This window comes from Actinospineispora eucalypti (assembly GCF_039543365.1).
Taxonomy (GTDB): domain Bacteria; phylum Actinomycetota; class Actinomycetes; order Mycobacteriales; family Pseudonocardiaceae; genus Pseudonocardia; species Pseudonocardia eucalypti.
In genome coordinates this window covers 1-24548 of sequence record NZ_BAABJP010000052.1, presented here as the reverse complement: position 1 = coordinate 24548, position 24548 = coordinate 1, and the positions used below count along the sequence as shown (strand labels likewise).

Below are 24548 nucleotides of genomic sequence, written 5' to 3'. Positions count from 1 at the left end.
CGGTGGCCGGATGCACGACGTCGCCGGCCCGCTGCGCGGCGGGCAGGCGATGCTGGTCACCGGCCCCGGCCACTCCGGCGCCCCGCTGTTCGCGGGGCCGCTGCTGGTCGGCGTGCACACCGCCACCGAGGAGCTGGGCGGCGGCCGGTTCGTCGGCCCCCCGCAGCTGGCCGAGGTGATCGGCGTCGGCGTGCTCGAGGCCATCCGGGACGGGCTGCTCACCGAGGCGCAGGCCGCCGAGGACCCGAGCTGGCGCCGCTACCTGCCGGTGGCAACGGCGGAGCTGCCTGCCGCGCTGCGCGAACTGCTGGTCACCGACCCGTTCGCCGGTGACCCGCTGGGCCTGCCCCGGGGCGGCCTGGCCAAGGCCATCGGCTCGGCCGACCCGCTGCTGGACGAGCTGCGCACCGCCGCCGAGCAACTGCGGCGGGACGGCCTGCGCGCCGACGAGGTCGGGCTGCTCGCCGCATGGCGGGTGGTGATGGCGTGGCGGGTACTCGCCGGCGCCGACGACGGGTGGGAGTCGGACATCGGCGGGCTCCGGACGCTGGCCGGGACGGCGGTCGACGGGGTCGACGGGGTCGTCGCGCTGGCCCGGGCGCTGCACGAGCTGGCGCGCGCCAAACCCGATCCCGCCGAGGGACCGCAAGTCGGGCTGCTCCGGGAGGCGTTCCAGGCGCTGGTCGACGCGGCGCGCGCGGAGGCCACGCTGCGGGCCGACCTGGAGGTCATCCGCGAGGTGCTGGTCCTGGACCGGGCCGCGCTCGCCGACGCGGACACCTGGGACCGGGCGCTGGCCGAGGCGGTGTGGGAGCCCTGGCAGGCGCTGTTGGACGCCTACGAGGCGCTTCGTGTGCAGTGGGACGGCTACGACACCGACGACGCGGACCACGCTCGGCACGGCCTGGACATGGCGCTACGCGAGGCCTCCGGGGCCGAGGTGCCGGTCACCGACCGGACTTCCCGCCGGTCCGCCGGGGCGCTGGCCAGGCTGGTCGCGAACCTGGCAGAGCACACCCCCGAGGAAGGGGACCTCGCCGACCCGTTCTTCAACCTGCGCATGGCCGGGGACGATCTGGTCGAGGCCCTGAGCGAACTGTCCGGCTGGCACGCCGAGCAGCTGGTGGGGCTGCTCGAGGAGCTGCCCGATTTCGACTCGCCCGCCGGCTCGTTGGTCGAGCGGTTCCTCCGGCTGGACATGGCTGTGGCCTACCACCGGACCGCGGTGGTACTCGTCCGGGTCGACGGCCAGGACGTGCTCCGGGCGCTCCCGGCCGCCGCCGAGGCGGCCTACCGCGAGAACCAGAACGACCTGATGGAGCCGGGGCTCTCCGTGGGCGCGGTGGTTGACCTGCTGGCCACGGCCCAGGTCAACGACTACCGAGCCTGGCTGGCCAGGCGGCTGGCGGAACGGGCCGGTGCGGGACCGGTGGACCTGGCCGAATTGGTCGAGCGCGGCACCCTGCAGCGGCACGAGCTGCTGGTCAACCACCGCCAGGCGCTGTTGGCCGAGCTGCCCGAGGAAACCCGCGCGCGGGTGGCGGCGGAGCTGGCCCGCTACGACGCGGCGACCGCCGAGGCACGGGCGGCCTTCGGCGCCGCGCAGGCCGCGCAGCTACGGGCACTGCTGGACGGCGTCGACCCGGAGGACGGCCGGGACGGTTTGCGCATGCTCGACCCGATGGCGGCCGCCGTGCTGGCGGTCGTCGCGGCCTGGCTGCTCGGCGTCGTCCTGGGACATCTCGAACCCCTGCTGCACCTGCTCATCGGCTGGCTGGCCCACCAGCTCGGCGGGGCCACCCTGCTGGCCGCCGCGCTGCCGGTGAACCCGAGGTCGATGCACGGCGCGCTGCGGTACCTGCTGGACAACCGGGCCGGCGTGGTGGTCAACGACCTGGCTGGTCACCTCCGCGTCAAGCGGCCGGCGGCGCAGATCCGCCTGCAGCTGCTGTTCGACCTCGGCCTGGCCGACCGGGAGAGCCGGGTGACCGAGGCGGGCGTCGGCGGCAACCACGTCTACACCCCGCGCGCCGGCGCGGAGGCGCTGCTGGACCAGCTGTACGTCCCGGCCTCGGCGCTGCCCGAAACGCTGCGCGAGGAGCTGGGCCAGCTGTTCAACCGGCCGCCGTACGTGGCGCCCGACTCCACCCGCACCGAGCGGATGCGGGACCTGCTGACCGAGGCCCGCGAGCTGGTCCCGGAGCTGCCGGCGGACGGGCCGGCCGAGCGGCACCAGGGCGGGGACATCCTGGCCACCATCCGGGCCGTCGGCACCGGCCCGGCCGGTCGCATCCGCGCCGAGATCGCCGAGGAGATCGGGCTCAACCCGGACTGGACCCGGACCCGGCTGATCGGCCTGGTGCGCATCGGCCTGCTGCACCGGGAGCGCGTGGCTACCCCGGCCGGTGGCTGGGAGTGGCACTACCGGGTACCGGCACACACCGAGGAACTGGCCGACGCGCTGGACAACATCGGCAACCACCCCGAGCGGGTCCAGAACACGCTCAACGCGCTGGCGGACCTGCTCGAGGGCCGGGGCGCGCTCACCGAGCAGGCGGAGCGGGAGGCGCTGCGCTGGGTCGCGAAGACCGCGCTCCGTGACCTGCGTGGCCTCCGGCCGCTCACCCGGCAGACGGTGCTGCGGGAGGCCGTCCGGCGGCCGAACATCACGCTGGCGCAGCTGGAGTTGGTGCTGGACGCCAGTGCGGCCGAAATCATTGCGCTGCTCACCGAACTGATTGCGCAGGGCGACCTCACCGAGACCCGGTTCGGCGACGAGCAGGCCAACACCGGCTACCGGCTCACCGACATCGGATACCTGGCGCTCGACGGGCCGGCCCCCCGATTCCGGTTGCACCTGGCCGACCCGGTGGCGGCGGCTGCCCTGGCGGTGGTTGCGGCCTGGCTGGTCGGCGCCCTGCTGGGACATCTCGAACCCCTGCTGCACCTGCTCATCGGCTGGCTAGCCCACCAACTCGGCGGGGTCACCCTGCTGGCCGCCGCGCTGCCTTGGCTCGACCCGCGCGGCCCGGACCGGAACGAGGATCTGGAGCTGGCAGCGCGGGCGTTGCGTGGGCTGGCCGAGGAGGATCTGCACTGGCTGGGCGGCTGGACCTGGGGCTCGGACGGCTCGGATCGTTCGGCTGGCCCCGCGAACGGCGGCTGGCGGCAGGTGCCGGCCGCCGTGCTGGCCGACCGGCTGGCCCAGCTGATCGACGTGGACCGGGCGGCCCGCATCGCCGCTTCGGTCACCGCCGTGGGCTGGCGGGACGCCGACGGCACCCGGCGGGTAGCCCTGGTCATCGACCCGGCGCGGGCGTTCGGGGCATTCGGGCTGCTGGACGACGCGCTGCGGATCTCCCGCCGCTACCCGGCGGACACCCGGTGGGGCTGGGCACGGGATCGGCGGCTGGCCCAGCTGGCCCGGTGGCTGGCCGAGGCCGCCGACCGGCACCCCGAGGTGGGCGGCGCGCTGGCCCGGCTGGCCGAGGCGGAGCGTCGCACCGACGCGGCGGTGGCAGGGCTGGCCGAGCACCGGCTGGCCGGGCTGTGGTCGTTGACCGAGGTGGCCTCGGCCGCCGGGGCGGCCGACGTGGCCGCACTCGCCGGGGCGATCAACGCGCACCGGGTCGCGGACGTGTTGTGGAGCGAGCTGGGCGATGCCCTGGCGGCGCTGGCCGAGACGCCGGACTGGCACCGGGAGCCGCTGGCGCCCCGGCTGATCGGAGGTACCGGCGAGCTGTCTGCCGAGCAGGCGCGTGATCACGAGCAGCTGGTTGCCGTGCGAGACCTGCTGAGCATGCTCGCCGAGGACGGGCCGGCCGAGCTGGCCGACACCTACCGGGAGCTGCGCCAGGCCCTGACCGACGCGGAGGTGGCTGCGGCGCTGCTGGACGCGGCCGAAGCGGCGGCGGTCGACGCGACGTTCGCCGTGGCCCTCGACGTGACCGATGCACCGGCGGTCGGGGACGACTCGTATGCGGCGGAACGGCGGCTGGTCGCGGCGGTGCACGCGGCCAACGACGCCATGCCGGGCGCACCGGCCAGCCGGAGCTGGTGGGCCGTGGTGGCGGTCCAACGCATGCTGGTCGACCTGCGTCAACGGCTGCGGAACCGCTGGCATCCCGGGGTAGCGAACTTGCTGCGCGCGTTGCACGAACTGCTCGACACCCGGCTGGGAGCGGCGCTGGAGACGCACCCGTTCCAGCCGCACGAGGCCTGGCGGGTGGTCGGTGAGCTGGCCGGCGAGCTGCGCGCCGAGCTGGCCGATCCGGCGCGGGACCTGGCGCTGGCCGAGCTGTTCCAGGCGCCGTGGCTGGTCGCGGAGCGGCTGGTGGAGGTGCTGCTGGAAGCGGTGCACCGGCAGGCCGAAGCCGACGAAGCCACTGCTGCCCGCGCGGCCCCGGAACCGCCGGCTCGGGAGGTCTGGCTGGGACACCGGGCGGTGCTGGCGCTGGACGCCTTCGGCACGTTGAGCCCGGCCGAGTTGCTGGCCCACCGGGACTTGCTGGAACGCGACCTGGACGCCGCGAACGCCTGGCTTCCGCTGGACGACGCGCCAGCCGCACTGGCCCGCCGGCTGGTCGAGATCCTCGGCATGGAGCGCGAGCTGGCCCTGCTGGAGGCGCTGCTGAACCCGGCGCAACCGGAACCGCACACCGGCCTGGCCAGGCACAACACCCGGGTGCGCGCGCTGCGCGAAGCCGACCGCTGGCACCGGCTGCTGCGGGAGCGGGCCGAGGAACTGGCGGTCACCGAGGCCGCCCGCGACCAGCTCTCCCGGTACCGGGACGGGCAGGCCCCCGCCCAGGCCGAGGTCACGGCGGCCCGCCAGGAGCAGGAGCACGCGGAGCGGGAACTGAACGAGGCCCTCCGCCGGGCCGGGCGGCGGGTCGAGCGCGGGCCGCTGACCACGGCGCTGTTGGGGGTGGCGATGGGGCTGGCGGCCAGCCAGCTCACCGGCGTGGGCTGGCCGATCGCCGGGGTCTCGGTGCTGATGGTCGCCGGCACCTCACTGATTCCCCCGTTCCTCGCGGTACTGCCGCGCGGCATCGACGCGGCGCTGGCCCGGGGCCCGCCGGCGGTGCTGGCGGACGCGCTGCGCGCACTGCGCGCCTTGATCGGGCGGGCGGCCGCCGACCGACGCTGGGTGAAGCCGCTCCGCTGGGGCGCGCTCGGCATCGGCGTCGGCGCGCTGTTCTGGCTGGCGCTCGCACCGGCGCTGGGTCCGGCGCTGGCCATGGCGCTGCCCGGCTGGGCCGCGCGCCGACCCGGGGACGAACCGCGCGATCGAGAGGCCGAGCTGGCCCGGGTGGCATTCCTGACCACCCGGATCCTGCTGCGCTCCGGCCACCCGGTGCTGCCCGCCTCCGCCGTCGCCGCCGAGCTGGCCGAGGCGGATCGGGAGCTGCTGGGCGCGGCGGTCGACTCGGCGTCCTTCCTGGCGCGGCGGAACAGCCGGATCGGCATCTTCGGGCTGCGTACGGCGCACCCGGCGCTGCGCCGGGATCTCGACGGCCCGATCCCCTACCTGACCCTCACCGCGCCCGGCCTGCCGGCCGAGCTGCGCGAGCTGAGCATCACCGGCGCCTTCCCCGGTATCCCAGCGACGGTCGCGGCGCGGCACACCGACGCGGAGACCGACGCGCGCGAGTTCGCCGAACTGCGGGCGATGGTCCGGGACTTCCCGCTGGCCGGCCCGCTCTGGGACTGGGAGCTGCACGGCGCGGCGACCGGGCCGTTCCGGGTGTGGGACACCCCGGAGCGGGCGCTGATCTCGCTGCTCGTCCAGCTCAACCAGGATCTGCCGGCGGGCGTCCTGGCGGCGAGCGACGTGCTCGAGCTGGCCGAGCTGCTCGCCGGCGCGCTGGCCCGGCCGGACATCGAGGTGGACCGGACCGGCCCGGTCACCCTGCTGCGCATCCGCCCGGCGCCGGCCCACGGCGGCGAGTGGGAGCTGGTGGTCAGCCAGGACGAGGCGACCGGGCGCAACCTGATCACCGGGTTGTACCAGGTGTCCCAGCCGGGCGCCCGGCCCGACCCGGCGGCGCTCGCGGCGGCCCGGAGCCGGGTGGTGCCGGTGACCGGGCCGGGCGGGCGGACCGAGGACGGGTTCCGGTACGCCGACCGGCTGGTGGTCACCCGGGGCGAATGGGTGCGCAACCTGCCCGCCGGGGCGCTGACCGTCGCCGGCCATCCGGTGGCCCGGATCGTCACGCCGGGGTCGGCGGGGCTGGACGAGTTCGCCGGCCTGGACATCGCGGTGCTCGTGGTGCCCGGGCTGGCCGGGTTCGGCCGGGCACCGCTGGCCGGCGCGATCCCCGCCGAGGGCACCCGGGTGTTCGTGCTGGGTACGGCGCTGGCCACCGCCGCGCCGCTCGCCCCGGCCGTGCCCGGCGACACGCTCGCCGGCCTGCGGCTGCCCGCCCAGCTGATCGCCAATGCGGCCTTCCCGGTGGCGCCGCCCGGTGCCGCGCTGGTCGGCGCGGACGGCGGCTACCTGGCCCCGGTCACCTCCTGGACCGACCCGGCCGACCCGGCCGATGACGCCCGCCAGCTCGCCGCCGACGATCCGGCGCTGGTGGGCGCGTTCCTGACCGAGGTCCGCCGGCTGGACAACGGCCCCGGCAGCCGGGCGGGCGACCCCCGGCGGCCGGACGACGGCCCCGGCAGCCCGGGCGGTCGGGCGAGCGACGCCGGGCGGCTGGTGCTGCCGGACGCGCCACCCGCCGCATGGCTGGCCGGCCTGGCCGGTGCGGTGCTGGGCGCCGTGCTGGCGGGGGTGGCCGGCCTGCCACTGGCCGGCGCCGGCGTAGCGCTCGCGCTATTGGCCGGCGCGCTGCTCCGCGCGAACCCCGCCGGGCAGCCACTGCTCTGGGCCGCCGCCGGCCTCGCCTTCGGCGCCCTCGGCTGGGCGCTCGCCCAGCACGTGCCCTTCCACCTTTCCAACACCCATCACCAAGGAGAGCTGATTGCCATGACCCTTGCCGTGCACACCAACCGCAACCTGGACGAGCCGGTGGACCGCGGCTGGTTCGCGCTGGACCTGCTGTACCGGCTGGACGGCCGGCCGCGCACCACCGAGGAGCTGGCAGAGATCACCGGACAGCGCCCGGGCTCGGTGCGGATGTTGCTACGCCCGCTGGAGCGCTGGGGCCTGCTGTCCGGCCACGGGGGCGGTGGCGAGCCGATCCGCTACCGGACCACGCCGGCCGCGTCCCGTCTGCTGGCCACGCTCCGAGGGCCGGTCAGCGACGCCACCGAGCTGGGCGGCGCGCTGATCGAGCTCACCGATTGGCTGGCCGCCACCCGCGACCTGACCAGGGGCCGAGGCGCATTGGAGACCAAGCGCGCGGTGGACCGGCTGCGCAGGCTGTGGGGCAGCCCGCTCTACGGGCAGCGCCTGGGCGGGCCGGGTGAGCCGCCCTACACGGTGTTGGCGCTGATCGACGACCTGTTCGCCGAACCCGAGGTTGCGCTGGTGCACCTGGTCCGCGCGCAGCTGGCCCGGGCCGACTCGGTGGCGTTCGACGCGCTGTGGATGTGGCTGGAGCTGTTCGAGTCGGCGGGCCTGACCACGACCGTCCGGCACCGGCTGATGTCGAGCGGCCACCTGCCCGTGCCGGAGCTGCGCCAGGTGAGTGCCGACCTGCGCGCCCCGGAGCGGGTGGCCGAACCCGCCTACCGGGCCGCGCTGGTCGAACTGCGGGATGCCATCAAGCTGCACGGTCAACTCGCTCTGGACCGGCCGGTGGCGCCGATCCTGGCCGGCTTCACCCGGCTCACCAAGACCACCGGCAGCCCGCTGTTCGGCATGCCGGTCGCCGCGGCCAGGTTCACCGTCGCGGACCTGCTGGACACGCTGCGGGCGCACCCGGGCCGGACTGTGCCCGAGCTGGTCCGGCTGCTCCCGCTGCGTCAGGGCGGGCTGCGCGGCTGGCTGAACCGGTTGGCCGGGCTGGGCATGCTGGAGTCCACCGACCGGGTGGGCAAGCGGCCGCACACCCTGGCCGGACGGGTGCTGGACTGGCTGGACCTGGCCGAACACCCGGAACAGGTGCGCGGGCCGGCGCTGCGCGAGGCGCTGATCGCGTTCGGCAACGTGATCCGGGTGGTGTCGCCGCTGGACGAGGGCGACTCCCGGCCGTTCGCGGAGGCGGTTACCAGGCTGCTGGCGTTGGACCCGAAGGCGCCGGCGGCGCCGTCCCGGTCCGCCGCGCGGGCCGCCGCGCCGGCCGGTGCGGCCGGGTTGAACCTGTACGACCTGGTCATCGGGGTGCTCGACGGACGGACGGTCACCGAGTTGCACCGGGCCGCCGGCAAGCAGCGCCAGACCGTGGTCAAGACGCTCAACGTGCTGGTCGGCCTTGGCATCTTGGTCAAGTCCGCCGACGGGTTCGCCCCGGCGCACGGCGCCAGGGAGCTGTTCGCCGCCCTGGCCGCCCCCACCAACGCGCAACTGACCGAACTGGCCACCCTCCTCAAAACCAACTCTGCCCTCTACCGCAAACAAACCCACGAAGCCGTCCGCACCCTCCTTCCTCTTTCCCGCGAGTCGGCGGTCTCAGCACACCGAGTTGACGCTCCCGGCACACGGGACCAGCGCACGGACCGAGGCCGGGTGCTGCGCGCGCTGGCCTACCTGGGCCTGGCGGTGGCGGCCGGCCTGGCCCTCCACTTCGGGTTGGCGGCGTTCCCGCACCTGCTGACCGGCGGCACCGGCCTGCTGGCCGCCGCGTTTCTCCCGCCGGGCCGGTGGCGGACCGGCGAGGTGGCGGTGGCGATCGACCCGCACACCGGCCACCAGCTGGCGCTGCCCCCCGAGCAGCGGGCCGTCGTGCGGGACACCATCGACGAGCTGGTACTGGCCACCGACCCGGCACCGCTGGACCACAGCCACCCCGGCTATCGGCTGGTGTTCGGCCGGCAGCGGGTCGTCTACCTGCCGGTGCAGGGTCTGCGCGACGCGCTGGCGCACCGACTGGACGGCATCGAGGTGCTGCTGATCCGGACGTTGGACCCGACCCCGGTGGTGTTCTCCGACGCGGCACTGCCCGATCGGTTTGCCGACGTGCTGGCCAGGGCGGACCGGATGGGCGTGCACGAGAACCTGATGGCGCTGCGCCCCGATCTCTCCGCCGCGGTGCTGGCGGCGCTGCCGCTGCCGCACGGGAGGGTGTTGCGGCACATGGCCGGCCTGCCCGATCCGGAGGCGGCGCGGCTGGCCGGCAAGCTGCGGCGGATCCGGGACGACCTGGCCGCGGTGTACGCCGAGCTGCCCGGCTTGGCCGCCGAGGCGGCGAACACCCGGATCGACGGGCTGGCCGCCGAGCTGGCCGCGCGGCGGCCCGACCCGTCGGGCGGCCAGCTGCTGCGGCACGACCAGCTGCTCGCCGAGGAACACGCGGGGCTGGTCGCCGAGCTGGCCCGGTTGCGCGAGCTGACCGCGTTGGTCCAGGCCGAGCGGGCGGGCCGGGTGGACGCTGCGTTCTGGCGGTCGCTGTGGCCGCTGCTCGGCGAGCTGGCCACCGGCGTGGAGCTGCCGACGGCGCAGTGGGACGTGCTGGTCGGGTTGGCCCAGCGGGCGTTGCGGCACTGGGTAAACGAGCGGGAGGACTGGTCCTTCCTGGACCAGCCGGGCTGGCTGCGGGTGCCGGGCGAGCAGTGGCCGCCGGCCCTGGTGCACGCCGCGCTGCGGCTCGGGGTGGCCGCCGCCATCGCGGGCGACCCCGGCCTGCTGGCGGTGCTGCGCGACCCGGAGGCGCAGCGCGGGTTCGCCGCCGAGGTGGCCGACGCGCTGGGCAGGCTGCGCGGCAACAACACCCGGCGGACCGAGTCCGCGGTGGCCACCGCCGGCATGCTGATCGGGCTGCTGACCGACCTGCCAAGTTGGGGAATCGCCCTGGACGACGGTGTCGCCAAGTATCTGAACCGGGCGCGGGTGGGGCTGCACAGCGGTCTGGCGCGCTGGGTGATGTCGCACCGGCGCAACGACGCCGAGTACTGGCGGCGGGCCGAGCTGGTGCTGCCCCGGCTGGCCAACACCCCGCGCGCGGAACACCTGCTGTTCGAGCGGGAGCTGCTGCGCGACGCGTTCGCGGTGGCCCGGCAGCCGTGGTCCGGCGGGGCACCGGGGGACTTCCTGCGCCGGCTCGGCTGGGTGGGCGCCCACGGGCCGGCGCCGCCCGCGTGGTTGCTCGACGGGGCCGGCCGGGCGTCGAACATCGACCTGATACTGCGCCGGCTGTTCGCGGCGGCCGTCGGGGCGGAGCACCAGGATCTGGTGCGGGAGCTGCCCACCCAGTTCCGTGACCAACGCCGGGTGCAGGAGCTGCTGCACTGGTTCGTCGATCCCCAGCCCGGCACCGGGATGGGCACCAGGCCGCGCACCGACGAGTACCGGGAGCTGCTGCTCGCCCTGCTCCGGGGCCTGCCCGGGGAGAGCACGCGCAAGCAGGTGGCGCTGCGCGGGCAGTTCCGGAGCGAGTGGGCGCAACTGGCCACCACGCTCGCGCAGATCCACCCGCTGGTCGTGCGGGGTGATCACCACAACCGGCTGCTCGGCGAGCTGGCGGAGCTGGCCGAACGGATCACCGGTCTGCCCGGCGAGCAGGACCGACTCGCCCCGCTCGCCGAGTTCACCGCCCGCTGGCTGGGCTGGAGCGCCAACGAGCTCGGCCTGCTGTACGGCGTGGACTTCCAGGGCCGCCCGCCGGTGCGGCCGGGCGACCGGCTGTGGCAGGTCCTGATCTCCTACCACCCGGTTGCCACCGACCGCACCCGCTACCTGATCGGCGACTACCTGCGGGAATGGCACAGCACCGGCAGGCGCCAAGCTGGCATCGACGCCTACTGGCAGGCGCTCTCCGACGAGTTGGGCTTGCGCGCCGACGCGGTCTTCCAGCTCGCCCCGGCGGACCTGGTGCGCACGGTGCGCACGCCGAACGGCGTGGGCCGGCGCGTCCGGATCGGCATGTCCCGCGACCCGCTGGAGCTCCTCCAGCTGGGCATGAACGAGCGGGGCAACTGCCTGCACTGCATCACCGGCAGCCACCGCGAGTACGCCCAGGACTTCATGCAGGACCCCGACCAGCCCGTGGTGTTCGCCTGGGACGACGTGGACGGCGCCAGGGGCGGGACCCCCATCGCGGACACCAACGGCCTCGTCCTGGACGGATCGCTGCTGGTCGCCGGCCGGGTGTACACCGGAACCGACCTCGCCCTCGGCCACCTGTTCCGTGACTACCTGAAGCGGCTCGCCGCCGCGCTGCGCGCCAACCTGGACATCGGCGTCGCGTTCACCGAGCTCTCCGGCCCCCTGCACCAGATCCCGATCCCCGCGGGCGCCACGCAGGTGACCGCGAGTTACCTGCTGCCGGACCGCGCCGAGCTGGGCCGCTCCTACACCGACCTGCTTGGCGAGCGGCACTCCCGGGACGAGCCCGTCGAGCTGCTGGTCTGGCGACTGTCCCCGCCGGACGACGCCCCGCCGGTCCCCACCGCCGGCCCCGGCCCGGGCGCGTCCGGTCCCAGCACGCCCAGCCCTGGTGGCTCCGGCGAGACGGTCCCCGCTGACAACCGGCCCGCCGATGGCCCCGGCCCGGCGGCCGGCGCGGCCGGTGAGCCGGATCCCGTGGCCGAGGCGCAAGAGGCAGTGGCGGTCGCGTTGGCGGAGGTCGCCGAGGCACAGCGCGCGTTCGGGGAGGTCGCCAGCCCGGAGGCCGGGGCCGGCGGGCTCACCGCGAGCGCGGCCGAAGTGGTGTCCGGGCCGTGGGGGCGGGCGTTGCGGGTCTACCGGAACCTGGCCGAGGTACGGGCCGCCGGGGAACAACCCGCCTGGTCCACCGACCTGGAGCTGCTGCGGCGGATCGCCTCGGCCGGGGGCATCGAGGGCGCCGAGGGCGACGAACCGGCCGAGGTGTTGTGGGCGCTGGTCGCGCACGCCGGGTCCGACCCGCTAGCCGCCGAGCTGAGCGAACACCTGAGCCAGCTGGACACCGAGGGGAAGGTGCTGGACCGCTTGCTCCGGAGCCGGACCGCCGGCGCGGAGGAACCACAGGTCATGGGATTGTTGGCGGCGGCATGGCGGGCCGCGCGGCCGGAGCGGGCCGACGCCACCCCGCCGACGGTGCCCAACGACCTGATCAAGCAGTTGGGCGAGCCGTGGGGCACCCTCTGGACGGCGCACCAGGCGTGGGTCGCCGCGCACCGGGAGCTGCCGGAACGGCCAGCGGCGATGGACGGTGTGGCCGCCGCCCGGACTCGCTTCAAGACGCCGCTGTGGATGGCGTTGCGGCTGGCTCTGGCCGGACCCGAACTGGGTGGTGACGCGCCGAGGCAGGCACTGGACAGGGCGGCAGAGCAACTGCTCGCGGGGATGGTCACCGAGGCGGCCGAGACGAAGATCGTCGAGCAGTACCGGCTGCTGTGGCAAGCCGGCGCCGGTATCGCCGAGGTGCTCAGCAAGGCCGAGGAACGCCACGCCGACCAGCTCCGTGAGCTCCGGGGGAGTGACACCGAGGCACTGGCCGGGCGGCCCGGCGTCCGGCACGCGGCCGGCCGGTTGAACCGGGCATGGGACGCCTACCACCGGGCTGTGGGGACGTTGCGAGCCGCGCAGCGGGCCGCTCACACCCAAGCACCGGATGGCGGCACGAACGATGCGGCGACCGTCGAGGCGAGCGACGTTCGATCGGCCGGCACTGAGGCGACCGAGGGCGCATCCGAGCCGGAGCGGTCCGGCGGAACGACCGCCGTCGGGAGCGGCGGACCGGCGCACGGGCCGGTTGTCGAGTGGCCGTCCGGCGTGGTTACCGGGTCGAAGGTGATGTCCGTGGCCGAAGCCGAAGCGGCGGCCGACGCGGCGCGGGAGGCTGTGGCCGGGGCGCAGCGCGCACTGGGCAAGATCGCCGGCCGGAACCTGACGACGGATGAGCTGGCTGGGCCGCACACGCCGGAACCAGCCGCCGAACTGTGGTCATGGCGGCGAGCGCTTCAGCTCTACCGGGACCTAGGTGACCAGCAACCGGAGTGGTTCACCGACCTGGACCTGCTGCGCCGGATCGCCTCCGGGGGCAGCGCGGACACCGAGCACAACGACCTGGCCGAGGCCCTGTGGGCGGTGGTCGCGCATGCCGGCACCGATCCGCTGGCCACCGAGCTGCGCGACCAGCTGGGGCTGGTGCACGCGGGGGCGTTCGTGTTGACCCCGGTCGTGCGTCGCCATCCGGCGGACGCGGACGAGCCGCTGGTGGTGGCGTTGTTGGTGGCGGCGTGGCGGGCGGACCGGCCGGCGCGGGCGAACGCGACGCCGCCGCCGGTGGACGAGTTCATCGCCAGCCTGGGTGAGCCGTGGATCTCGGTGTGGCGGAGTTACCAGGAGCTGGTCGCGGCGCGGCGGGCGCTGGCCGAGGGGTCCTCGGCGGCGGACGCGGTGGCGGTTGCCCGCGCGCGGTTCGAGACCCCGCTGCTGGTGGCTGTCCGGCTCGCGTTGGAGGGCCCCGAGCTGACCGGCGACGCACCGAGGCAGGCGCTGAACGCGGCGGTCGAGGAACTGCGCTCGCGGATGATCACCGTGGCGGCCGAGGCGTCACTGGTCGAGCTGTACCGGCGGCTGTGGCGGGCCGGTGCCGGTGTCGCCGAGGTGTTGGGCAGGGCCGAGCGGCAGTACGCAGAACAGCTGGCCGAGCTCGGGGATCGGCCTGGTCCCAGCGTCGCCGCGCTGGCGAAGCGGCTCGGGTTCAAGGCGGCGGTTCGTGGCTTGAACGAGGCGCTGACCACCCTCAACGAGGCATCCGAGGCACTGGCTGCCGCGCGGCGGGTCGCTACCCGCGAGGCCACCGGCGCGGCCGGATTGACGGAGTCCGAGCCGGCCGTGTGGTGGCGGGTACTGCGAGCCAACCGGCATCTGGCCGAGGAGCAGCCGGAATGGTTCACCGACCTGGAGCTGCTGCGGCGGGTCGCCTCGGCCAGGGGTGTCGAGGGCGCCGGTGGCGACGAGTGGACCGAGGCGTTGTGGACGGTGGTGACGCACGCCGGAACCGACCAGCTGGCGGCCGAGCTGAGTGGATGGCTGGGCGAGTTGGACACGGCGCGACAGGTGCTGGACCCGCTGGTGCGCCGGCACCACGTGGTGGGCGCGGAGGAACCGCTGCTGGCGTTGTTGGTGGCGGCCTGGCGGGCCGCACAGCCGGGCCAGGTGGATCCCGCACCGACCGCACCGACCGCACCGGCCGACCTGGTTGCCGGGTTGGACGACCTGTGGGCCGCGGTGTGGCGGGCATACCAGCTGTGGGCCGCCGCGCACGGGGAACTGGCCGAGCGGCCCGGGGCTGCAGACGCGGTGGCCACCGCCCGCGAGGAGTTCGAGAGCGCACTGTGGTCGGCGCTGGTCGGCTTCGAACTGACCGAGGCGGTCGCCGAGCTGCGTGCGCGGATGATCACCGGGGAGACCGAGGCGAAGGTCCTCGAGCAATACCGGCGGCTGTGGCGGGCCGGCGCCGGCATTGCCGCGTTGCTGGCGAAAGCCGAACGTCGTTACGGCCGGCGGCTCGAGCAACCCGGGGACGGCGGCGCGCGCGGGGGGCCGCTGCGCGAGGGCGGGATGACCGACCGGGAACTGGCCGACCTGCTCGCCGGGCTGCGCAAGTTGCTGCCCTTCCTGAGCGACCCGGAGACCCCCTTCGGCGAGTACGGCGGCTACCCGGTGCTGGCCTGGGACACCGATTCCGGGGCGGCCAGGGCGACGCTGGCCGAGCTGGGCCTCGGCTGGGTGAACGGGCCGAGGCCGCTGCTCGCCTTCGCCTGGGCCGACCCCGTGCTGGCGCTGATCCTGGGCGACGGCGTGGTGCTGGTGCCGAACTGGGTCTTGACCACCTCGGCGCACCGCATCGAGCGCGGCTGGCTGCCGGCGGACTGGCGGGACGAGGTGCGCGGGCACGAGGCCGGGCACATCGAGTCCGACCGGCCGGACGGCAAGTTCGCCGGGGACACCGCCGAGGAGACGAAGCTGATCGGCCAATGGCGGCTCGCGGAGGCCCAGGAGCAGGTCGCGGAGAGCCTGCGCAGCGCAGCCAGACAGCTGGAAGAGGCCGAGCTGTACGTCGCGGTCGAGGAGTCCGCCGGTGCCAGGTCCAGCCTCTACCTGCTGCTGACCCTCGCGCTGGCGCCGCTGGACCAACGGCTCGCCGCACTGGCCGCCGGCCCACTGCCCGGCGGAGCCGCGCTGGTCGCCTCGGCGGGTGCGGAGCTGGCCGCGCTGCGCGAGCGGGTCAACGGGTTGATCAGTCGGCTAGGCACCGACCAAACGCTCGCCGGGCTGTACGCGGAGGTCCTGAGCGTGCTCGACCCCGACGAGTCGATGTCGCTGAACGCGCTTGCCGCGGCCCTCCAGACGCCCGAAGCGCTGCTGGTCGACGCGACCGGTGTGCCGGGTTCCGAGCTGTCCGTGGGTTCCGAGGGCCGCGCGCTCGTCATCCGCCGCGCCGGCCGGGCCGACACCGCCGAGCCGACCCGGCCGGGCGGGCGGGGTGAACAGGACGGACCGGGGTGGTCAGGTCGGCGGGGCGGGCCGTGGACGCCGTTCGGCTGGGGTACCGGGGGCACGCCGGGTACCGGGCCGGACGGCGCGCTGGCGGTGGCGCTGCCGGCGCTGCTGGTCGCCCTGGCCGGGCACGGTCTGCTGACCGGCTGGGCCGCGTTGGCGGCGCTTGCTCTGGTCGCGGTCGTGGCGGTGCTCGCGGCGGCCAGGGTGGTGCCGGGAGCGCCCGGCGGGCGGTGGGCGCGCGCGCCGCCGGTCTGGGTCGTCGTTGTCGCGCTGGTGGCGCTGGCGTTCGCCGTCGCCGCGCACCTGGCCGTCGCCGGGCACCCGATCGGGGTCGCGCAGCTCGCGGCGCACGCCGGTGGAGCGGCGCTCGCGGCGGTGGTGCCGGGGTGGAACCGGGAGCAGCGGGAACTGCTCGAGGACCTGAACGCCGGGCCGCACGAGTATAGGGAACTCGAGCCCGGCCGATACGCCGTCGAAGCGCGGGGCTGGCGCGTCGCCACGTACCGGGTCGGCGAGCCGGACGGGGACCTCGCGGCCTACATCCTGGCCGACGAGCTGGACTGGGCCGACATGTTGCCGCCGGCCGTGGCATTCGACGGACCGCACGGCCAGGGCGTCGCACAGCGGTGGCTGCACGGCACCGACGAGGGCGACTACGACATCACCGGTTACCGGCCGGGCGAACGCCGCCGCGCCGCCGCCCTCGACTACGCCATGGCCAACCGGAACCGGGGCGCCGAGCAGTACCGGAGCGTGGGCGGCCTGTGGGGCCGGATGAAGCTGCGGCTGCTCGGCCACGGCGGCACCTTCCCCCGCCGCGCGGACCTGGCGCACCAGGTCATCACCTCGGACTTCGTGTGGGAACAGCTGCGGACCCCGTCGCTGACCGAACACGAGGTCGCCGATGTGCGCCGGTCGAACCGGGACCGGCTGGCCGCCCGCTGGCGCCACCAGGCCGGCCTCGGCGAGGACGAGATCGCCGACGCCGTCGCCCGGCTGCGGGAGATCGGCGAGCACGGCCGGATCACCGGCAAGACCTGGGAAAACCAGCGCCGCGCGGCCTGGACCGGCCCGGCGGACCGGTTCCCGGGCCAGGCGTTCCGGCCGAGCGACGAGTTCACCGGAGAGCTCGAGCCGGCGACCGCACCGGCCGCACCGGAAACCGGGCCGCTGCACCGGGACCAGCGGGAGTTGCTCGAGGACCTGGCCACCGAGGGTGCCCAGCCGCGCGACGCGCACACCGGCGGCCCGCCGGCGGGGAGCCCGTACGCCGTCGAGGTGTTCGGCTGGCGGGTCGCGCTCTACAAGGTGTTGGCGCCGTACCGGCGGTGGCAGGACGGCGAACCGGCCCGGGAGATCGCCGCCGACATCCTGCTCGACGAGCTGCGCTGGCGTGACCTGGCGCCGCCGACCGCGGGGTACACCGGCAAGCGCGGCCAGGGCTCCGCGCAGGAGTGGCTGCACGGCACCGACGAGGGCGACTACGACATCACCGTCTACCGGCCGGGCGACCGGCGCCGCGCGGCGGTCGCCGACTACGCCATGGCCAACCGGGACCGCAACAAGGGCAACTACCGGGGCTTCGGCCGCCTGCCGAAACGGATCAAGCTGTGGCTGATCGACCACGGCGCCACCTTCCCCAGCGGCAAGGATCTGGCCACCGAGCTGAAGCGCCAGGTCATCCGGTCCGAGTTCGTGTCGGAACAGCTCCGGGCGCCCTCGCTCACCGAGGACGAGCTTGCCGACATCGCCGCGCTGAACTGGGGCCGACTGGCCGCTCGCTTGCGCCACCAGGCCGGGCTCGGCGAGGACGAGATCGCCGACGCCGTCGCCCGGCTGCGGGAGATCGATGAGCACGGCCGGATCACCGGCAAGACCTGGGAAAAGCAGCGCCGCGACGCCTGGATCGGCCCGGCCGACCAGTTCCCGGCGGAGGCGTTCGGCCTGCCCAGCGAGCTCGACGGCGACTGGGACGGCCCCTCGGACGGGCCGCACGCCATCGCGCTGGACCCGATCACCGCGGACCCGGTCGAGCTGGATCTGCCCCGGTTCACGCAGATCTGGGGGTTGCTGCGGGAGCTCATCGACGCGGGCCGGCTGACCCCGGCGGACGCCGATGACCTGCACACGGCCAGCCCGACCGGCAACTGGGCGGAGCGCGGGATGCAGCTCGCGTTCGCCGGGCGGTTCAACGCGGCGCTGGCCGGACGGCTGGCCGCCGCCGACCTGGATCCGGTGGTGATCGTCTACCTGGTGCTGCCCAGCGCCGGGCTGGTGATCGCCGATCGGCAGCTGTTCGACCAGCGGGTCCGTCCGCTGCCGCTGCACGTCCGGCAGGCCATGGAGGCGCACGAGCTGACCCACGTGCGGCACCCGGACCGTGCCGAGCTGGCCGTCTGGGCGGACCACGGGGTGGGCTTCGAGCACCGGCTGGCGCTGCTCGGCGCCGCCCCGAGAGCCGACATGCCCGATGCCGAGCTGCTGGCCCTGATGCGGCGGCACCCGGCGGGCGAGTCGCTCGGGCTCGCACTGCTCTACCAGCGCCACCGGCCCTCGGTGCTTGCCTTCGCGCGCGGATTGACCCGGAACCAGGAGGACGCCGAGGACCTGGTGGACCAGGCGTTCGCCGGCCTGCTCAAGCAGGTCCGCAAGGGCCGGGACATCGAGCACCTCCGCGCCTACCTGAACACCACCGTCCGGCACCTGCGGTTCCCCGGCGCGGCGCCCCAGCCGGGGAACGCCCCGCTGGACCGGCAGCCGGAGGTCGTGGACCCGGCCCCCGGCCCCGGCGAGCGAACCGTCGCCGGGCTGGAGGCCGAGCTGGCGGCGGGGGCTCGGGGCTTTCTGACGGAGGGCCAGCGCGCGGTGTTGTGGCTGATCGAGGTCGAGGGGATGACGCCGACCGAGGCTGCCGACCTGCTCGGTCTCTCCCCGAACGCGACCAGGGTGCTCGCCTACCGGGCGCGCGAGGCGCTGCGCCGCGGCTACCTGGAGATGCACCTCCCGGCGCGGCAGGAGGGCACGCCCGAGGAGTGCTTGGCCTGCCGGGGCGACCTGGCCGGCCTGGTGCGCGGCACGCTGCGCCAGCGCGCGCACCAGAAGGCCACCGAGCACGTCGCCCAGTGCCAGGCCTGCCAGGGCCTGGTGAACGAGCTTGGCGAGGTCAACGCCACCCTGCCGCCCGCCGGCCAGGGCTCGAAGCACGGCCGCGGCGGCCCCGCACTGATCTCCCGGACCGGCCTTTCCGACGCGTTGCTGGGGCTGATCCTGCGCGTCATCGCGCGGCTGACCTGGACGGTCGCGCTCACCCCCACCGACCTGGAACGGTTCGCCGGGCTGCGCCCCGGCGCCGCCGCCGGCATCCACGGGGTGCGGGTGGCCACCGGGTTCAACGCCGCGCTGCACGCCAAGGGCGGCCCGGACGACCTGGTGGTCTTCGCCGCCTCGGACGGCTGGCTGTACCTGGACGCGGCCGTGCTGGCCGCGTTGCGGGCGGGCGCGCTGGCGCCGGCGGCGCTGCGCATGCTGTTCGAGCACGAGCTGGCCGAGGTGGCCAACGCCCGACTCCCCCGCCACCAGCGCAAACCCCACCACCGGCTGCCCAAGCTGCCCGACCTGACCCCGCTGACCGCCGTCGTCCTCGGCGCGGTGCTCCACCCGGCGGCGGACGCGGGGGCGGGGCGCACCCGGTCGCTGGCCGCCCGGATCGTGCAGGTGCAGGGCCGGTTCACCGAGGACTACACCCCGGACGTGGACCTGCGGGTGGCATTCGCGGTGGGTGCGGTGCTCGCCGCCGACCTGCGCGGGCGGCGCGACCAGGCCATCGTGCTGGAGGAGCTGTGGCGCGCCCTCGGCGACTCCTCGGTGTGGATGGCGGTGGAGCTGGCGATCAAGGCACACCCCCGGCTGCGCACCGACCGGGCGGGCACCGTGCTGTGGCTGGTGCCGGCGGAACCGTTCGTGACCGGTTCGGCCCCGCCGTCCGAGGTTGCCGGTGAGGAGCTGGGCCTGCACCAGCCGGCCAGCGACGACCGACGAATCGACTTCGCCGGCGATCCGTTCGGTGTCCGGCTCGGGGAGGCGTTCGGCGAGTTCCTGACGCACGCCAGGAGGCTGCCGCTGCACCCGCGCACGCTCACCGCGCTGGAAGACATCATGGCCCGGCTGCCGGCGAACACCTACCGGTCGCGGACCGGGGCCAGCTTCGTCGACCCGACCGAGCGGCGGATCGCCGGCCGGGACGGGCTGGACCTGCCCGACGCGCGGTTCTGGATCGCCGAGTCCTCGGTCCCCGGGTTCGCGCGGAACATCGCGGACGTGTTCGAGCTGCTCGGGCTGGCGCTCGACCCCGACGAGGCCTTCGACCTGGCGGTGCGGTTCCTGGCCTGGCACGAGCTGGCCCACGTGCTGCAGCTGGCCTACCAGGCCAGCGGGAGCAACTTCCCGGAGCAGCTGGGCGCGGACACCTTCGACGCCGGGTTGTCCGTTCCGCTGGTCCTGCCGCTGCGCGGGCTGGCCACCGCGACCTACCTGGAGAACGAGCGGTTCGCCGAGGGCCTGGCCGCGATGTTGCTGGTCAGGCACATCCTCGACCGGTTCCCCGAGCTGACCGACACGCAGCGTAGGCACCTGCCGGACGTGCTTCGCTCGGTGCTCACCGACTCGACCCACCACGCCTACGCCGGTGACCGGCACGGCTCCCCCACCGAGGCCGGTCCCGGGACCGCCGGCTACCTGTACTACCACGCCGAGCCGGTGCTGCTGGCCATCCTGGAGTGGCTGGCAAGGTCGGTGGGCGGCGCGGCGCCGCCCCCGCTGGCCGACGCGGCAACCGCCGCCAAGGTCGCCCTCGCCCGCCCCGAACTCGGCTCTGTGCACCGGATGTGGGCACTGCACGCGGACCAGCCGGCCGAGCTGACCGAGGAGCTGGCGGCCAATCTGCGGACCGTGCTGCGGGCTCTGGCCCGGTTGCCCGACGAGGCAAGGAGCTGGCTGCACACAATGCAGCTGGACGCCGTGTTCGCCCTGTTGGACCTGGTCCGTCCGGGCGCAACCGAACAGACGGTGACCGAGCTGCTGGGCGCCGGGGCGGACCCGCCGGCCTGGTTCACCTCGGTCCGCAACGGCGACGAGTTCGCCGATGACCCGGGTCCGGCGGCGGACTCCGGTGATACCGACGGCGTCCTCGGGTCACGGGCGCCGCCGGCCTGGTTGCGGGTCGCGTTGGTGGCGGCCGCGGTCGTCCTGGTGCTCGCCGTGCTGGGTCACTCGGCCCTGGGGACCACCTTGGTCGCGTCGTTCACGGTGCCGTGGCTGGGCGTCGGCGACCGGCAACTGACCAGCCCGTTCACCCGGGTCTTCGACCGGTACGGCCTGGGCGGCTGGCAGACGGGCGAGTCGGGGATCGCGGTCCCCGCCAACACCCACCGGGTCCTGCAGTTCACCGGCAGAAAACTCGACGGACGGTTCGTCGCCGGCACCGGCATCGTGCTGTTCACCGCCGGCCCGGACGCGGTATGGCTGACCAACGATCACGTGGCCGGCGACACCGCGACCCTGTGGGCGCACCTGTCCACCCCCGATGGCCAGCTGAGAATGCGGGCCACCGCCTGGGATCCGCTGGACCCGGCGGAACTGATCGCCTGGTTCGCCGCCCGGAACGTCGCGCCGGGGCTCGACGCGCAGCGGCTCGAGCGCGCCGTGCGGACACTCGACCTGGCCATCGGCCAGCTGACCGACCCAGTGATCAACCAGCTGGCGCTGCCGCGGATCCCGATCGGCGCCGCGCCGGCGGAACCGACCGGGCTGCGCCTGATCGGCTATCCGGTGCTCGGCCCCAGCTCGGCGCCCCTGGTGATCAGTGACGTCACCGGGCGCGGGTCCAGGGTGCGAGAGCTCACCCTCGATCACACCGGCGCCGTCGCCGCCCGCGCGGGCGTCTCCGGCGGCCCGCTACTGCTTCCGGTGCCGGGCGCCGAGGACCAGGCCGACGAGGTGCTGGTGGGGCTGCACCGGGGCCGGCTGCGGAACGGGACGGTCAGAGTGGCCGTGCCCGGCGAGGCGGTTGACGCGTTCGTCCAGGCCCACCTGCGGAAGGCGCGCCGGAACCTCGGCGGTACCGCCCTGGTGGTGGCCGGCACCGTCCTGTTGGCCGCGTTGTTCGGTTTGGGTGATCCGCACGTCGCGCACGCGATGGCCGGGGTGTTCGGCCCGGTCTCCCGGCGGGACCGGCTGCTGGTCGGCCGGATCGAGGACGTGCGGCAGCGGCACGCCACCGACCAGGGCTTGGACGTCGACCTGCGGATGTCCGTCCAGGTCGCGGCCGCGCTGGCCGATGACCTGCGCGCGCGGCGGGACCAGGCCCGCCCGCTGGACGAGCTGTTGCGGGTGCTCGACTCGGCACAGGCCGAGCTGGTGCGCCGGGCGATCGACACCTCCCCGTGGCTGCGCGCGGACCGCACGGGGACGGTGGTCTGGCTTGTGCCGCGCGAGCCGGTGGACGGCGGCCCGGCGGTGCCGGTCGAGCCGATGGACCCGGCGGACGCCCTGGACGGGCTGCGGGACGTGCGGCAGCGGCCCGAGCAGGCGCGGCGCATCGACCCCGCCGACCCGCTCGGCGCCTCGGTGCGCGCGGCGGGCGTGGAGTTCCTCGAGCTCATCGCCGAAGTACCGACCAGCCTGGACGCCCGGGCCGGGCTGTTGGACCTGGTGCCCCGGGTGGTGTTGGAGCACAGCTACTGGTCCCCGAACGCCTACACCTTCCTGCAACCCGCCGAGGACCCGACCGAGCCGCCCAGGCTGTGGATCTCCCGCTCCTCCATGACCGCCATTGCCGAGGACATAGGGCGGGTGTTCGACCTGCTCGACTACCCGATCAGCCACGCCGAGGCGGTGGAGCTGAGCGTCCGCCTGGGGGTCTGGCATGAGCTGACCCACCTGCTGGCCGGCATCTACAACGAGGCGCGGGACGGCGAGGCGGAGCAGCTGGCCAGGGACACCTTCGCCGCCGGGCTGTCCGTCCCGCTGATCACCGCGCTGCACGCGCTGACCGGCCCGACCTCGGTGGAGGACGAACGGTTCGCCGAGGGGCTGGCCATGATGCTGCTGGTCCGACACGTGCTGGCCCGGTTCCCCGAGCTCACCGAGGCACAGCGCCGGCACCTGCCGGACGTGCTGCGCTCGGTCACCACCGACGTCACGCACCACCAGTCGGCCGAGGACCGGCACGGCTCGCCCACCCAGAGCGACCCGGAACTACCCGGTTACCTGCACTACCACCCGGAACCGGTGGTGCTGGCCGTGCTGGAGTGGCTGATGGCCGCGCCGTCCGGGCGCTGGCCGGGGCTGGCCGGCGCAGAGATCGCCGCGCGGGTCGGCGCGGCCCGCCCCGAGCTGGGCTTCGTCCACCGGGCGCGCGCGGTGCTGGCGGACCCGGCGGCCGACCCCACCGGGCTGCGCGCCGAATGGGGTCCGGTGGCGAACGCGCTGGCCCGCTGGCCCGCACAGGCCAGGGGCGAGGTGCACCTCGAGCAGCTCGAGGCGCTGCTCGCGCTGCTGGACCGCTTCGGCCGGGGCGCGACCCCCGACGCGGTGGCCTCGCTGTTGGACGCCGGGGTGACCGCGCCGGCCTGGTTCGACGAGTTCTACCCGTCCGCCCCACCGGGGCTGGCGCGGCGGATCGCCGAGGTGCTGGCCCGGCACGCCGTCGTGTCCCCCGCCCGCGAGCACTCCCCGGACACCCGGTTGCAGGTCGCCTTCGAGGTCGCCGGGCTGCTCATCGAGGATCTGGGCCAGCGCCCGGACCAGTCCCGTGAACTGGCCGAACTGCATCAGGAGCTGGGTTCGGCGGCACTGGTTGCCGCCGTGCGCGACGCCATCGAGGCACATCCCGGGCTGCGCGCCGACCGCGCCGGCACGGTGGTCTGGCTGGTGGCGCGCGAGCCGGTGGACGGCGGTCCGGCGGTGGCCCTCGAAGGCGACACCGCCGGGGCGCCGGCCCCCGAGGGGGCCGAGACGCCCGAGGGCGAAGAGACGCCGATCGAGCCGGACGACCCGCGCGGCGGCTGGGTGCGCGCGGCCGGCCGGGAGTTCCTGGAGCACCTGCGCGGGCTGCCGCTGGGACCGAGACTGCGCGCCGTGCTGGACGACCAGGTGCCCTGGGTGCTGGCGCACAGCTACTGGGTGCCCGGCCTGACCAGCGGCGCATGGCGGGTGGCCGACCGGGCCGAGGGCCGGGACCTGCCGGACATGCGCATGTGGCTGGCCGACGCGCCGCTGCCCCTGGTGGCCGCCGACATCGGCAAGGTGTTCGAGCTGCTCGGCCGGCCGATCGGGCAGGACGAGGCGCTCGGTTTCGCGCTGCGGCTGGTGCTCTGGCACGAGTTCGGCCACGTGCTGCTGGACGGGTTCGACTTCATCCGTTACGACCTGCCCGACCAGCTGGCCGAGGGCGCCTTCGCCGCCGGGCTGTCCGTGCCGATGGCGCTGCCGCTTGGCAGCCTGACCGACGCGACCGAGCTGGAGAACGAGCGGTTCGCCGAGGGCCTGGCCATGATGCTGCTGGTCCGGCACATCCTGGCCCACTTCCCCGAGCTGACCGAGGCGCAGGCGCGGCACCTGCCCGAGGTGCTGCGCTCGGTGATCACCGACGCGACGCACCGGGACACCGCCGCCGACCGGCACGGCTCCCCCACCGAGGCCGACCCCCGGCAGACCGGCTACCTGTACTACCACCCGGAATCGGTGATCATTGCCGAGCTGCGCTGGATGGCCGAGGCTGAGCGGGGCGGTTCGAAGCACAGCGGGGCGGTGCTCGAAAACGAGCGGCCGGGCGAGCTGGCCGCGTTCGAGCAGATCATGCCCGAGTTGCTCGCCTACGGGGTCGAGCGCGACGGGTTCGTGGAGCTTCCCCTGGTCGGACCGGTGTTGGACGCGCTGGCGGCGGCCGGGCTGGGCGATCTGCCGCAGCGGTTGGTCGGGTTCTTCTGGGCGGACCGGGACCTGG

The 24548-nt window shown here is 75.0% G+C and carries 1 protein-coding gene (running past one end of the window); it reads left to right on the top strand.

Annotation, left to right across the window (positions count from 1 at the left end):
* The coding region annotated (locus ABEB12_RS35860; RefSeq protein ID WP_345703437.1) for a rhomboid family intramembrane serine protease crosses the window boundary (this coding region is incomplete at its 3' end): on the top strand, positions 1 to 24548 show 24548 of its 70759 nt. Its footprint begins 46211 nt before the window's first position.